We start from the raw sequence: 14,677 nt of genomic DNA on the forward strand, positions 1-14,677 counted from the left end.
TGGTGATCATATGGTTTGCTTGATCGTACTTACTTGCCTTGCAAGTGCTCAGCAGCTAGTGCGTTATCTTCAGCAAGCCACTCTGCGACATCTTTAGCGAAATACGTCAGGATGCCATCAGCGCCAGCACGCTTAAAGCACAACAGTGATTCCATGACGGTTTCGCGCTCTTTCAGCCAGCCGTTTTGAATCGCCGCTTTGTGCATCGCGTATTCACCAGATACTTGGTAAGCAAACGTAGGCGCTTGCAGTTCGTGCTTAACACGACGAACAATATCAAGGTAAGGCATGCCTGGTTTCACCATCACCATGTCCGCACCTTCATTAAGATCCATCGCGACTTCATGAATCGCTTCATCGCTGTTGGCTGGATCCATCTGGTAGTTCTTCTTGTTACCGCCTTTCAGGTTCGAAGCACTGCCAACTGCATCACGGAATGGGCCGTAGTAGCACGATGCATATTTTGCAGAGTACGCCATGATTTGAGTATGAATGTAGCCAGCTTCTTCTAACGCTTCACGGATTTTACCAATACGGCCATCCATCATATCCGACGGTGCAACCACATCAGCACCCGCTTCAGCATGAGACAGAGCCTGCTTGATTAAGACTTCAGTCGTCTCGTCATTCATCACGTAACCATCTTCATCGATGATGCCGTCTTGACCGTGAGTAGTGAACGGATCCAGTGCTACGTCAGTAATCACACCCATATTTGGCACGTGCTCTTTGAGTAAGCGTACTGCTCGTTGTACCAAACCTTCAGAGTTATGAGCTTCAGCCGCGCATAAACTTTTAGCATCTTGGTTCACTACCGGAAACAGAGCAATTGCAGGAACACCCAATTTTGACAGGTAATCCGCTTCCTCAAGCATAAGATCGATAGACAGGCGTTCAACACCTGGCATTGACTCTACAGGCTCACGACGCTCTTTACCCATAAGAATAAACATTGGGTAGATTAGATCATCCACAGACAATTGATTTTCTGCCATTAGGCGACGGCTAAAGTCGTGCTTACGCATACGGCGCATACGGCGACCTGGGAATTGACCTTGAATTGAAACAGACACTAGATTCTCCTTGCCTAGTCTAAGCACCGAAATGCTTAGATATGAAAAGTGCAAAATACAGGCAAAAGCATATCACTGATGGCTCAGGACGCTAACAGTAAAATATAAAACCCACTCAAAAACAGGGATAAATGGCAAAAAATGACCTTCTCCTCACACTGCCGTATACTCATGACAACTCAGAAAAGACTGCTTTCAGGACACAATAATGATCGACACCCACGCCCATATTTACGCGAGCGAATTCGATGAAGACCGCGAACAAGTCGTGCAACGCGCGCTTGCTCAAGGCATTGATACGATTCTACTGCCTAACATCGATTTAGAATCTATCGAGCCAATGCTCGCGACGGAAGCTCAGTTTCCGGAGGTATGTCGTTCAATGATGGGCTTACATCCTTGTTATGTGGATGCAAATATCGAACAGACCCTGAAAACCATTCGAGCTTGGTTCGATAAGCATGACTTTATCGCCGTGGGTGAGATAGGTATCGACCTGTACTGGGATAAAACCTTTAAGGCCGAACAAGAGATGGCGTTTGTGACTCAACTTCAGTGGGCAAAAGAGCTCGATCTACCTGTCGTGATCCACACCCGTGATTCGATTGAAGAGACACTTGCTCTACTTCGTAAAGAGCAAGATGGCAGCTTACGCGGCGTATTCCACTGCTTTGGCAGCAGCTTAGAGGAAGCTCAAGCGATCAACGCGCTAGGCTTTCATTTAGGTTTAGGCGGCGTATCGACCTTTAAGAACTCGGGGATGGATAAGGTAATCCCACATCTTGATATGAATTACGTCATCCTAGAGACAGATTGCCCGTATTTGGCACCAACACCGAATCGCGGTAAACGCAATGAGCCCGCGTACACCGAACTGGTGGCAAAACGCGTCGCTGAATTACGCGGAATTACCCTTGAAGAAGTCGAAAACATAACCACCATCAATGCTAAATCATTATTTAATCTATGATGAATCTATTAATAAGTAAATATTACGGATTTACCCTCAATTTATTTGAGAAAACAATGTGATATGTATACTATCAACCGCCTGCATATGGAGGTAGTTGATTATGTGCGACCATTCACAACACTTACAACGTCAACATCGAACTCTATGGCATAAAATTTGGGGCATCAAAGAGCTCTATATATGCCAAAACTGTGGTTATCAGTTAAAGATTCGATAAACAGACATAATAAAAAAGCGGCCTAGGGCCGCTTTTTTATTATGTGATTTTTACTGAAGAACTCTAACGATCATGCTCATCCGTAATGACTACGGCTTTTATAGCATCTGCAAACATGGCATCTGCGAATTAAGACTCCGCTTCTTCCTCTTCATCCGCATCTGGTTTACGCACATAGAAACGCGCGAAGAACAGACCAATCTCAAACAGAATACACATTGGAATCGCCAACAGTGTCTGCGAAATCATATCAGGCGGCGTTAGCATCATGCCGACAATAAACGCGCCTACAACAATGTAAGGGCGCTTCTCTGCCAGTTCTTTAGGTGTCGTTGCACCCGTCCAACATAGCAAGATAATGGCGACTGGCACTTCAAAAGCGATACCAAAGGCAAAGAACAGCGCGAGCACAAAATCAAGGTAACTCGATATGTCGGTTGCGAACTCTACTCCCCCTAATGATATGGCGGTAAAAAAGCCAAATACCAACGGGAATACAATGAAGTAAGCGAACGCCACACCACAGTAAAACAGCAATGAGCTTGAAGCCAATAACGGCATGATCAAGCGCTTCTCATGCTTGTATAAGCCCGGAGCGACAAAAGCCCACACCTGATACAAAATGAACGGAACCGCGAGGAATATAGACGCGATCAAGGTCAGTTTTAAGGGTGTGAAAAATGGTGACGCTACATCAGTTGCGATCATCGTCGCGCCTTCAGGTAAGCGATCTACCAAAGGTGCAGAGACGAACTCATAAATATCATTAGCGAAATAAATTAGCCCAACAAACACCACCAGAACAGCAACAATCGCGCGTAATAGGCGATTACGCAGTTCTAGAAGATGGCTAATTAAAGGCTGTGTCTGCTCAGTCGAAGACATGTCAAACCTCTTAAACAGGAAGATCGAAAAGGAGCCGCGCACCTATCTATCCAGTTGAATTGGTATCCACTTGAATAGATATCTACTTAAATAGCTATCGACTTAAACATCTAGCGACTCAAGTATCTGGCGACTCCTCCTTGCGAGACTATTCGGCTTTCTTATCTGACGGTGCTGAAGCTTCACTGTTAACCTGAATGGTTTCAGATTCCACAGTTTCCGTGACACTAGGTTCAGTCTCACTCGGCTTATCAGACTCAGGCTTAGCATACGGGCGTTGAACTTGAGCAGCGGCCTGCTTAAGTTCATCAACTGATGCTTTTAGGTCTGGAGATAAATCTTCCATACCCATTTTTTCCGCCTTACGTAGGTTTTCTTGAAGTTCTTGTACCTTTAGCTCATGAGAAAGTTCATCTTTCACACTGTTTGCCATGCTTTTCGCTTGTCCAACAAACTTGGAAATACTGCGAATCGCCACAGGCAAACGCTCAGGTCCTAAAACGACTAACCCAACGACAGATATTAATACCAGTTCCCAAAAACCGATATCAAACACGATTTACGCCTGCTCTTTGTCTTTCTTTGTTTCAGCAGTCGTTTCAGCGCTAGCTTCTTTCTTCTGCTGTTCAATGTTCTTTGGTTCAAAGTCTGCGTCTTTCTTATCTGCAGGCTTGTCTTCATCGCTCATTGCTTTTTTGAAGCCTTTCACCGCTGAACCTAAGTCACCGCCCATGCCGCGCAGTTTCTTCGTTCCGAAAAGTAAAATTACAATCACAGCAATGATTAGAAGTTGCCAAATACTGATACCACCCATTGTCATTGTCCTCGGGTCTGTCTACACATAAAAAATATTAAGGGAGTCTACTGTCTAACGACGGTAAGCTCGCCAACTTAGCAGCCAAAATGTGACACCTGCGATGCCACAGCCCATAGATAGCTGCTCATAAGGGCTTGAAACTAATATTGCGGAGCATACGACTAAAGTAGCTCCAACGCCAAACAAAAACTTTCCTGTTGCTTGCTGACGCTTACTATCTCGGTAACCTTGATAAAGCTGATCCATTCTGTGGTTCATGGCTTTACCTTGGCGCAAGCTGTCATAAAGTAGCTCTGGCAGCTCTGGCAGTTTTTCTGCCCAGAATGGCGCACGCTCTTTTACTGCGTTAATCACAGCTTGCGGCCCCACCTGATTCATCATCCAGGTTTCAAGGAAAGGCTTCGCCGTTGCCCACAAATCAAGTTGCGGATACAACTGACGGCCTAGGCCTTCGACATACAACAAGGTCTTTTGAAGAAGCACCAACTGAGGTTGAACCTCCATGTTGAAACGTCTTGCTGTATTAAATAAGTTTAGCAACACATGGCCAAATGAGATCTCGCCAAGTGGTTTTGCAAAAATTGGCTCACACACCATGCGAATCGCGAACTCGAAATCGTTAACGTTGGTGTCGTGTGGCACCCAACCTGAATCGACATGTAGCTCTGCAACTTTACGATAATCTCGATTAAAGAAAGCCAGTAAATTCTCTGCTAAGTAGCGCTTATCTTCACTGTTTAGCGTGCCGACAATGCCACAATCTAAGCCAATCCACTGAGGGTTATCTGGATTTTCTGGATTAACGAATACGTTACCCGGGTGCATGTCGGCATGGAAAAAGCTGTCTCGGAATACTTGAGTGAAGAATACCGTCACACCACGTTCTGCCAACAATTTCATGTTGGTGCCGTTGGCGTTCAGAGTTTCAATATCGGAAACCTGAATACCATAGATTCGCTCTGATACCATCAGGGTTTCACTGCTTAAATCAGGGATAACCTCTGGGACATACAGCTCTTCGCTGCCTTCAAAATTACGTCGCAGCTGAATGGCGTTGGCTGCCTCTCGGCGCAGGTCCAGTTCATCAATTAACGTTTTTTCGTACTCGTGAACGACCTCAACCGGTTTCAAACGACGTGCTTCAGGAAGCGACTTAGCGACTATACGCGCCATTCGGTGCATCAGTTTTAGATCTGCATCAATCACCGGGCGAATATCAGGGCGAATTACCTTCAGAACAATCTCGCGGCCGCTCTCTTTAAGCTTTGCCGTATGCACCTGAGCGATAGAAGCAGAGGCCAATGGCTCGATATCAAAGTCGGTAAACCAGTTATCTAAACTGCCGCCCAGTGCCTTTTCCATATCTTGCTTGGCCAATGCGCCATCAAATGGAGCGACTTGGTCTTGCAATAACGCCAATTGATCAGCGATATGAGGAGGGAACAGATCACGACGTGTCGACATCATTTGACCAAACTTGATCCACACTGGCCCAAGTTCTTGCAGCGCAAGGCGTAAGCGATGACCCAACTCTTTATCTTGATGCTTGTTCTTAAGCCAAAACAGTGACTTTCGCGCCAGTAAAGGAGCTTTAGTCAAATGGTGCTCAGGCATCAATTCATCAAGGCCGTACTCTAACTGTACCTTGATAATATGATAAAGACGTTTCAGTTCTGTTGGGGTCATGCTTTCTCCAACAGAGCGTTCAACTTAGCTTCAAGGCGAGCTACCGAGCTTTTTACGTCATCAACCTGATCGCAAAAATGCACTACTTCTAACGGAGCCGGTGCAATCTTCCACTCTTCTGTCAGAATCTGAGCAACATGGTTTTGATGCTTAGTGGCTTGCTTCGCCACAAAACCACCGACGTTTTTAACGCCTTGTACCACGGTATGCGCAACCACATCGCCCGTTACGCGCGATAGCCACTCTTCTAAGTCCGGCTTGCAGTCTGTCATCAGCTGAGCAAATTTCTGAGCCAGTTGAATATCACCCTCTAAGATCAGCTTATCTTGCTTGATCAGCTTGGTGATGTTCGATTGCTCACGCAGTTCAGGCAGTACCGATAGGTTCAAAGATAGGTAGCAATCAGGCTGCCCTTCGTATTCCGACAACACATCGATCTGTTGGCTGAAAACGAAAGTGAGTGTTTTATTCAACTCTTTCAAATTAACTTGAATGATCTGCCCCTTTAAACGAGACAAACGACGAACCAAGGCTGGATCATCGTTCACGAAAGTATTTAAAGAGGTTTCAATAACCGCGGTTACCAATGGATCAAATGGCATGACTGTCCTTACCTTTGAAAACGGATAAGCCTTAACCTATCCGTTCTGTCTTTATTCTTATTTTTAGCACGCCCTACGAGCCTGCTACCAAGTTCGACTAGAACTTGTAACCACGGTGCAGCGCAACAATGCCGCCCGTTAGGTTGAAGTATTTCGTATTTTCAAAACCCGCTTCTTGCATCATGCCTTCCAAGGTTTCTTGGTTCGGGTGCATGCGGATAGATTCTGCTAGGTAACGATAGCTGTCTGCGTCGTTGGCAATCAGCTCACCCATTTTTGGCAACAGGTGGAAAGAGTAGGCATCGTAAACCTTTGAAAGAGGCTCAAGTACTGGCTTAGAAAACTCAAGAACCAACAGACGACCGCCCGGCTTCAGCACACGGTACATTGAACGCAGCGCTTGGTCTTTGTCGGTAACATTACGCAGACAGAAGCTGATGGTAATGCAATCGAAGTAGTTATCTGGGAAAGGCAGCTCTTCAGCATTGGCTTGAACGTAATGTACGTTGCCAACAATACCGCTATCACGCAGTTTATCGCGGCCAACATTCAGCATTGAGTTGTTGATATCAGCAAGAACCACGTGGCCTTTTTCACCCACGATACGCGAGAATTTCGCAGTCAGGTCGCCAGTACCACCACCAAGATCTAGGATACGTTGACCCGGGCGAACGCCACTGCAATCAATCGTGAATCGCTTCCACAAGCGGTGAACACCACCCGACATTAAGTCATTCATGATGTCGTATTTAGCGGCTACAGAGTGAAATACCTCTGCTACTTTCGCGACTTTTTCGTCTTTTGCGACTGTTTCGAAACCAAAGTGTGTGGTTTCTGACTCTACTGCTGAATTTGTCTGCACGCTTGTGTCCATAATGCTGTTATCTACCATGGTAAGTTCTCATCGACAGCACACTCTCTATTTAGAGGCACTGCGGCCGATTAGTTTACTTTATCCTCAGTAGGTTGTCTTTCTACTAAAGAGACATTTTCTGAAAAAGCCTCATTTTGCGCCATTTCAGCTATCCCAATCGAGATCGACTTTTTCACTTCAACACCAAGGTGTTTGAAGCTTTCAGCCTGACGAATCACATTGCCACGCCCAGTCACTAGCTTATTCATTGCTCCTTGGTAGCTTTGGTTGGCTCTATCTAATGAACTGCCGAGACCTTCCATATCATCAACGAACAGGCGTAATTTGTCGTAAAGCTTGCTCGCGCGTTCAGCGATAACTTGCGCGTTCTGGTTCTGTCTGTCATTACGCCACAGGTTATCAATGGTGCGCAGTGCCACCAGCAGGGTCGTAGGACTGACCAAGATAATGTTTTGCTCCATCGCATCTTTGACCAAGCTAGGGTCGGCTTGAATCGCCACCTGAAACGCAGGTTCTACCGGAATAAACATCAACACATAATCAAGGCTCTGTATGCCTTTGAGCTGATGATAATCCTTCTGGCTCAAGCCTTTGATGTGCGCTCGCAATGAAGCCAAGTGATCACGCAGTGCAGCATCACGTTGTTGATCAGTTTCAGCATTGAAGTAACGCTCAAACGCCACCAAAGCCATTTTTGAATCCACCACCACTTGCTTGTCTTGTGGCAAATGCACAATCACATCCGGCTGGTAACGCTTGCCCGCATCGTTTTGCAGGTTCACCTGAGTTTGATATTCATGGCCTTCGCGCAGCCCTGATTCAGCGAGCACTCGCGCAAGTACCACCTCTCCCCAATTACCTTGCTGCTTGTTATCACCCTTTAGAGCTTGAGTCAGATTCACAGCTTCACGAGTCATGCTCTCATTAAGACGTTGCAGGTTTTTAAGCTCATGAACTAAGGTATGACGCTCTTTGGCTTCTTGGCTAAAGCTGTCGTTCACTTGTTTCTTGAAGCCTTCTAGTTGCTCTTTCAGCGGCGACAACAAACCCTCTAAGCTTTGCTTGTTTTGTTGATCGACCTTAGCGGTTTTGCTCTCAAACAGTTGATTCGCTAACAGTTCAAACTGCTGCTTAAGTCGATATTCTGCTTGTTCTAGCAGTTGCAGCTTTTCACTATTGGCGAGGTTTTCTTGGTCATGTCTTGCCTCTTGCTCTCTAAGCTCAGCCTCTAACTCAGACTTATGCTCCTTAAGAACATTGATATCATCGGCATACTGTTGGCGCTCTTGCTTGACCGCCTCAAAGTAGCGCAGCTTTTCCATCGCGGCCATCACCTTGCCGTGCGCTTGCTTGAGCTCGAATGCCGCTTTGTCTCGGTCATCATCCAACTCATTGAGCTCTTGTTGTGCCTCTGCGAGCGAGGATTTGAGCTGGGATTGTTGAGACTCATGCAGCAAACGGTCGGACTCTAGCTGCTGTTCAAGAAGTCGCTGTTGAAAAGAGAACTTCTGTTTGATCCACCAACCCACCACACCGCCACTGACGAGCGCGCCAGAAATTGCAGCAATAAGCGGTGCTTGATGTTCGATAATCCATTGCATGATAATGATTTAGCCTAATTGGAAGTAACTCATTAAATGGTATTTTGATACTGGATAAATGTCCAGTTTGCCGTATTAAATTTCGACAGATAGACTAGGCGCTCCGTATTCTGTCCCATCAAATTAGAATGAGTTGCTATGAACGAACGTCGTGCCTTGGGCTTTGGCCTTTCCGCGGTATTACTGTGGTCAACAGTTGCTACTGCTTTTAAGCTGACCCTTGCTGAGTTTTCGCCGATTCAAATGCTGACCATTGCCAGCATAGTGTCATCAATGGCACTGATCGCCATCTGCGCCTTTCAAGGCAAGCTTTCTCAGCTGAGCACTACGTTTCTTTCAAACCCTTGGTATTACCTACTGCTCGGCCTGGTCAATCCACTGGCCTACTACCTGATTCTATTCAAAGCATACGACCTATTGCCAGCATCTCAAGCTCAGGCCATCAACTACAGTTGGGCAATTACGCTAACCTTGATGGCGGCGGTTTTTCTGGGGCAAAAGATTCGTAAGCAAGATTGGATTGCTTGTACCTTCAGTTATGCGGGTGTGGTGGTTATTGCCACCAAAGGCGATGTGCTAGGAATGCAGTTCGATAGTCCACTCGGTGTGGCTCTGGCGTTACTTTCAACCTTGCTTTGGGCGGGATACTGGATTCTAAACACCAAAAACAAGGCTGACCCTGTGATTGGCGTATTGCTTGGTTTCTTAGTGGCATTGCCCTTCGCGATCGGTTTAACCCTTTACGAAGGCGAGAGCTTTAGCCAAATCACAGCAAAAGGTTGGATAGCTGTGACTTACGTAGGCCTGTTTGAGATGGGCATTACCTTTGTCTTATGGCTATCAGCACTGAAGCTGACCAACAACACAGCGCGTATCAGCAATCTGATTTTTGCCTCACCGTTTATTTCGCTAATGCTACTTTCAACCATCATTGGTGAAGAGATTCACCCAGCGACACTGTTTGGCTTGGTACTGATCATTGCCGGCTTGGTGATTCAACAGGTCAAGTTTTCAAAAAACAAACCTGCGTGACTGAGTAAATGAGTAAATGAGCCAAAAGACTCGATTGAGCACGAAAAGCTATCGATAAATTCGAATCTAGAGCTAGATTACCGCTTATAGATACAAAAATGGCGAGTCATATGACTCGCCATTTTTATGTCATTTAAAATCTAATGGATAAGCTCAAAGCTTAAACCCACTGGCCTGCTGCAAAGCCAGAGCTCCAGCACCATTGGAAGTTGTAGCCACCTAACCAACCTGTTACGTCCATTACTTCACCGATGAAGTAGAGGCCAGAGACCGTCTTACATTCCATGGTTTTTGAAGATAGGTGATTGGTGTCCACACCGCCTAGAGTCACTTCGGCCGTTCGGTAACCTTCCGTGCCGTTTGGCGCAATTTTCCAGTTCTCTAAATGCTCTACAATGTCATTCAGCTGTTTTTCATTGAACTGCTTGAGCGGCTTGTCTTCCAGCTCTTTACGATCAATCAACACTTCCACAAAACGCTTTGGTAATGCTTTCGCCAAGGTGTTTTTCAGGCTCTGATTTGGGTGTTTCTCACGAGAGTTTTCAAGTAGTTCAGCAACGTCCACTTCTGGTACTAGATTAATCGAAACCGATTGACCCGCTTTCCAGAAAGAAGAAATTTGCAATACCGAAGGGCCAGATAAGCCGCGATGAGTAAACAGCAACGCTTCTTTGAATAAGGTACCGTCTTGCGCGGTGATCTCGGCAGGAATCGCGATTCCTGAAAGCTCAGCAAAGGCTTCTTTGTCTTCTTTATGCAGAGTAAATGGCACCAAACCTGCTGTAGTCGGCATCACAGACAAACCAAACTGCTCGGCAATCTTATAGCCAAATGGCGTCGCGCCTAGTTTCGGCATCGATAAACCGCCCGTCGCCACGACAAGTGAGTCACACTCAACTTCGTCGGTATTAAGGTGCATCTTGAAGCCAGCGTCTGTTTTTTCGATGGAGTGAACATCACAACGGTAGCGCTGTTCAACTTTCGCCTGCTTACACTCTTCAAGCAACATGCTCACGATGTCTTTTGCAGTGTGGTCATTCACACAGAACAATTGGCCGTGGTCTCGCTCTTCGAACTCAATACCGTACTTGCTCACCATCGAGATAAAATCCCAGTTGGTGTATTGAGATAAAGCTGACTTCACGAAGTGAGGGTTGTTACATAGGAAGTTGTTGGCTGAAACATCATAGTTAGTGAAGTTACAACGGCCGCCACCTGAGATTAAAATTTTTCTGCCTGGTTTCTTTGCATGATCAACCACCAGCACTCGTCGGCCACGTTTACCCGCTTCCGCAGCACACATTAAGCCCGCGGCGCCCGCACCAATTACGATTACATCAAACTTTTCACTCATTGGGGTTCTGCTTTCTTCACTTTTGCACCTCGAGTACGCCCTGTTCTCGAAATGCCATCAATAAAAAAGGATGTGCATAAACAGCACATCCTTACTAATTGCTCGCTATTCTAGCGGCAATTTTAAACTTTGCAATTGATGTTCAATTGTACAATTTGCAGACAGCAGCAAAACCACTACTTGGCTTAGCGAGCCAACAACCGAAGCTTTACACCAAAACCTAAACTCTACTTCACACGTACTAAATAACTTAGACGATGAAAGAAGAAAGCAACGTTACACCCAGCAGAGCGGAAGAAAGTATAAACAACTGTCTTACGCGATCACACTTCGACATAAACACTTCGTCGTGATGATGGTGATACTCTTTGCTTTTGATGTAACTAAACAAGCGAACCTGTTTGGTCATGTTGCCATGAGTTGTGAAGAATCCACCTCCGTCTACTTGTTGATAAAGTAGAGGATGTGCTTCTCGCATTATATAAATGAGTGTTCTTAGCGCAGTAAAATATCGCGCCCAGTTCACGCAAGTCACAACCATTAGTGCAAATAGAATAGTGTCGCCGCTGATCATCCTTTCCTCCCTACATCTTCATAAGAAAACTCAAAAGAAAAAGATAATCAATGTCTTTCCCGTACTACCTAAACGGCAGGAGCTTCCATAATTGAAGATGAACCATCTTTTGCCAATTGCGCTAGGTCTTTATCAATAAAGAACAGTGCTTTACCGTCTTCACCAACAAGCTCTAGCTTATCCAATACACCTTTAAACAACTTCTCTTCTTCGTGTTGCTCTGCAACGTACCATTGCAGGAAGTTAAAGGTTGAGTAATCTTGTGTGCTGAAAGCAACGTGAGCCAGTTTGTTGATCTTTTGAGTAATCATTTGCTCATGTTCGTAAGTTTCACGGAACACTGCACCAAGGCTATCAAATTCATGTTTTGGCGCTTCAATCGCACCAAGAATTGGCATTGCACCTGTTTCACTTACGTAAGTGAAAAGACGCTGCATATGTTCCATTTCTTCTACCGCATGAACACGCAGAAACTCTGCTGCACCTTCAAATCCTTTGTCTTCACACCAAGCACTCATTTGTAAGTATAGATTGGATGAGAAAAATTCTAGGTTAATTTGATCATTCAGTTGCTCAACCATAGTTTTTGACAGCATTTAAGACTCCTAATTACATCCTCAATTTTCTCTACTATATCACTATTTAATGAATATCTCGCAGGCCATTAGTTAACCAATATTTCGAGCTGTCATTACGCAAGACAGTGGATATGAGATCACTTCAGCAAAAAAAGCCATCGCATAGTGCTAATCTTAAATCAGACAATGAATAAAGGAGGTAGCGATATGAGTTACAAACATATTTTGGTCGCGGTCGATTTATCAGAAGACAGCAAATTAATTGTGGATAAAGCGGTAGCATTGGCTAAGCCATTGGAAGCCAAAGTCTCTTTTATCCATATCGATATTAACTACGCAGAGCTGTATACCGGCCTGATTGATATCAACATGGCAGAAACCCAACATAACGCGATGGAAGCATCTCGAGTTCAGCTGCAAAATTTTGCTGAGCATGCTCAATACCCAATCACCCATACCTTAGTGGGCAGTGGCGATTTGAGTCATGAGCTGTGTGACACCATCAACGAGTTTAATGTTGATTTAGTGGTTTGTGGTCACCATCAAGACTTCTGGAGCAAGCTGCTTTCTTCAACACGACAACTGATCAACGCCTCTCCGGTTGATATGCTGGTCGTGCCTCTAAGAGATTCAGAAGACTAATGAATTAAGGTTAGGTAACATACAGCTCATATCTTATTAACGAAGTTTTACTATGAGCTATTTAGCTGGTGTTACCCTCCTATGGGCCTTCTCCTTTAGCCTGATCGGCGTTTACCTTGCTGGTCAGGTTGATGCTTGGTTCTCTGTACTGATGCGTGTTGCCCTTGCAGGTATCGTGTTTATTCCTTTCCTTAAGTTCCGTGGCGTCTCGCGTAAGCTGATCGCCAAATTGATGGCCATTGGTGGCATCCAGCTTGGCTTAATGTACTGCTTCTACTATCAGTCTTTCTTGCTGCTATCCGTTCCTGAAGTCCTTTTGTTTACCGTTTTTACCCCAATTTACGTCACGCTTATTTATGATTTCCTCAAAGGGCAATTCTCTCCGTGGTACTTAGTAACTGCGGCAATTGCGGTATTGGGCGCGGTATTTATTAAATTCGCGGGCATCAACGAAAACTTTTTAATCGGCTTCCTTGTCGTGCAAGGGGCGAACCTGTGCTTTGCTATCGGTCAGGTCGGCTACAAGGTGGTAATGGAAAAAGAAGCGACTGAATTACCTCAGCGAACCGTATTTGGTTACTTCTACTTAGGGGCGTTATGCGTCGCTTCCGTTGCTTTCATGCTACTGGGCAATCCAGAGAAGCTGCCAACCACCACTCTTCAATGGGGAATCCTGATCTACCTTGGCTTGATTGCTTCGGGACTGGGTTACTTTATGTGGAACAAAGGCGCGTGCCTGGTCAATGCTGGCGCACTGGCTGTGATGAACAATGTCTTAGTTCCAGCAGGCCTTGTGGTGAACATCCTGATTTGGAACAGAGATGTCGATTTGGTTCGATTGTCTATTGGTGGTGCCGTTATCTTGTTCTCTTTGTTCGTCAATGAGACGTGGGTAAAGAAGCGTGTTGCGAGAGATGCTAGCAATGCCTAGCGCGTTAAGCTAACAAGCTGTATTTAACTAATAAGCTTTGTTTGACTAGCAAGATTCTTATTTAAAATAATACCCAGAAAGCAAAAGAGCGACCGTAGGTCGCTCTTTTTAAATCATCTGTGTAGCAATAAGCTCTTCGAATTAACTTCAGTGGATGTGATTGTGGCTCACCACCTGAGTCTTGCTTTCAGTGAAGGCAACGTCATCAAGTTGTAAGTTGATGCGTTCAAGGTCACTTTCCAGTTTTTGGCTTTTCTTAAACAGCTTTTGCTGTTTCTTAATCATCTTCGCTAGCTTTTTGTTGTACTTCTCTTGTTTCTTGGCCGCTTTCTTCGCTTGTTTGAGTTCAGCTTTCTCATCGCCGCTCGCCTTCGCCATCAATTTTTTCAGCTTGGCTTTCTTCAACGCGACTTTATCCGCTGTTGCTACAACCGCAGGGTCAAAGATTTGTACAACTGGCTCAGCACTGTCCATGACTTCGATAAGAGAGACTTCTGGAGTTGGCAATGTTTCAGCAAGTAGACCACACGCGACTTTTTCTTCAGCGGGTTTATTCTGACAATCAATCGGTGGGATGGCTGTTGGTTTGCATAGATTCGCTTGATCCGACGATGAGCGCGCACAAGAGCGGCACACGAACTTTGGTTCAGTCACCAAACTGTGGATTTCTCCCAAGTGTTCGGTGATATCTCGACGGTTTAACTTACAAAAGCGTTTAGCCATGCTACAACTCCAGCTAAGAATAATAATGATTCTTAGTTAGATATACATCCGTAACGCGACTATCGCAAGTGTTTAATGGCAATTTATCGTATTTATGACGGGAAACTTTCTTAGC

Annotated in this window: 16 protein-coding genes; 4 read left to right on the forward strand and 12 right to left on the reverse strand. The window is 45.3% G+C overall.

What is annotated here, in order from left to right; translation table 11 throughout:
• Window positions 1–29: 29 nt before the first annotated feature.
• Window positions 30–1,073 (reverse strand): porphobilinogen synthase, encoded by a 1,044-nt coding sequence (gene hemB / locus L3V35_RS19965; protein ID WP_017095616.1) that lies wholly within the window; start codon window positions 1,071–1,073, stop codon window positions 30–32.
• A gap of 208 nt (window positions 1,074–1,281) precedes the next feature.
• On the opposite strand from hemB, the gene L3V35_RS19970 reads away from it, so the two are divergent.
• A complete protein-coding gene (locus L3V35_RS19970; protein ID WP_237300535.1) occupies window positions 1,282–2,043 on the forward strand; it encodes a TatD family hydrolase in 762 nt (253 codons plus the stop codon).
• 349 nt (window positions 2,044–2,392) lie between these two features.
• On the opposite strand, the gene tatC is transcribed toward L3V35_RS19970, so the two are convergent.
• From tatC to rmuC, 7 genes are all read right to left on the reverse strand, one after another.
• The gene (gene tatC, locus L3V35_RS19975; protein WP_004735567.1) at window positions 2,393–3,148 is read right to left on the reverse strand and encodes a twin-arginine translocase subunit TatC; all 756 of its coding nucleotides are present in this window, start codon (window positions 3,146–3,148) and stop codon (window positions 2,393–2,395) included.
• A gap of 148 nt (window positions 3,149–3,296) precedes the next feature.
• A complete protein-coding gene (tatB, locus tag L3V35_RS19980; protein ID WP_004735566.1) occupies window positions 3,297–3,704 on the reverse strand; it encodes a Sec-independent protein translocase protein TatB in 408 nt (135 codons plus the stop codon).
• A gap of 3 nt (window positions 3,705–3,707) precedes the next feature.
• Window positions 3,708–3,962: a Sec-independent protein translocase subunit TatA gene (gene tatA, locus L3V35_RS19985; protein WP_004735565.1), complete on the reverse strand. Its 255-nt coding sequence runs from the start codon at window positions 3,960–3,962 to the stop codon at window positions 3,708–3,710.
• A gap of 54 nt (window positions 3,963–4,016) precedes the next feature.
• Window positions 4,017–5,651 (reverse strand): ubiquinone biosynthesis regulatory protein kinase UbiB, encoded by a 1,635-nt coding sequence (gene ubiB, locus L3V35_RS19990; protein WP_017079346.1) that lies wholly within the window; start codon window positions 5,649–5,651, stop codon window positions 4,017–4,019.
• A complete protein-coding gene (locus L3V35_RS19995; protein WP_102332587.1) occupies window positions 5,648–6,253 on the reverse strand; it encodes an SCP2 domain-containing protein in 606 nt (201 codons plus the stop codon). Before L3V35_RS19995 ends, ubiB begins: the two co-directional genes overlap by 4 nt.
• Before the next feature lie 97 nt (window positions 6,254–6,350).
• A complete protein-coding gene (gene ubiE / locus L3V35_RS20000; RefSeq protein WP_026012235.1) occupies window positions 6,351–7,130 on the reverse strand; it encodes a bifunctional demethylmenaquinone methyltransferase/2-methoxy-6-polyprenyl-1,4-benzoquinol methylase UbiE in 780 nt (259 codons plus the stop codon).
• 65 nt (window positions 7,131–7,195) lie between these two features.
• On the reverse strand, window positions 7,196–8,728 hold the full coding sequence (gene rmuC / locus L3V35_RS20005) for a DNA recombination protein RmuC (RefSeq protein ID WP_237300536.1): 1,533 nt from the start codon (window positions 8,726–8,728) through the stop codon (window positions 7,196–7,198).
• Window positions 8,729–8,866: 138 nt separating this feature from the next.
• Here rmuC and L3V35_RS20010 point away from each other — a divergent pair, with 138 nt between their 5' ends.
• Complete coding sequence (locus L3V35_RS20010; RefSeq protein WP_054548005.1) at window positions 8,867–9,760, forward strand: DMT family transporter; 894 nt, start codon at window positions 8,867–8,869, stop codon at window positions 9,758–9,760.
• Window positions 9,761–9,920: 160 nt separating this feature from the next.
• On the opposite strand, the gene L3V35_RS20015 is transcribed toward L3V35_RS20010, so the two are convergent.
• The 3 genes from L3V35_RS20015 to ftnA form a co-directional block, all read right to left on the reverse strand.
• Window positions 9,921–11,114, reverse strand: coding sequence for an NAD(P)/FAD-dependent oxidoreductase (locus L3V35_RS20015; protein WP_054548006.1), 1,194 nt, complete (start codon window positions 11,112–11,114; stop codon window positions 9,921–9,923).
• A 250-nt stretch (window positions 11,115–11,364) separates the two neighbouring features.
• Complete coding sequence (gene uspB, locus L3V35_RS20020) at window positions 11,365–11,688, reverse strand: universal stress protein UspB (RefSeq protein WP_004735557.1); 324 nt, start codon at window positions 11,686–11,688, stop codon at window positions 11,365–11,367.
• 68 nt (window positions 11,689–11,756) lie between these two features.
• Window positions 11,757–12,284: a non-heme ferritin gene (ftnA, locus tag L3V35_RS20025; protein WP_004735556.1), complete on the reverse strand. Its 528-nt coding sequence runs from the start codon at window positions 12,282–12,284 to the stop codon at window positions 11,757–11,759.
• 189 nt (window positions 12,285–12,473) lie between these two features.
• Between ftnA and uspA the strand changes: the two genes are divergently transcribed.
• Window positions 12,474–12,908, forward strand: a complete 435-nt coding sequence (gene uspA, locus L3V35_RS20030) for a universal stress protein UspA (RefSeq protein ID WP_004735555.1) — start codon at window positions 12,474–12,476, stop codon at window positions 12,906–12,908.
• Window positions 12,909–12,960: 52 nt separating this feature from the next.
• Window positions 12,961–13,839, forward strand: coding sequence for a carboxylate/amino acid/amine transporter (locus L3V35_RS20035; RefSeq protein ID WP_054548007.1), 879 nt, complete (start codon window positions 12,961–12,963; stop codon window positions 13,837–13,839).
• Window positions 13,840–13,986: 147 nt separating this feature from the next.
• Here L3V35_RS20035 and L3V35_RS20040 read toward each other — a convergent pair whose 3' ends face one another.
• Window positions 13,987–14,562, reverse strand: coding sequence for a hypothetical protein (locus tag L3V35_RS20040; RefSeq protein WP_054548008.1), 576 nt, complete (start codon window positions 14,560–14,562; stop codon window positions 13,987–13,989).
• Window positions 14,563–14,677: the final 115 nt, after the last annotated feature.

The sequence above is a fragment of the Vibrio sp. L5-1 genome, from assembly GCF_021728315.1.
Lineage (GTDB): Bacteria > Pseudomonadota > Gammaproteobacteria > Enterobacterales > Vibrionaceae > Vibrio > Vibrio splendidus_K.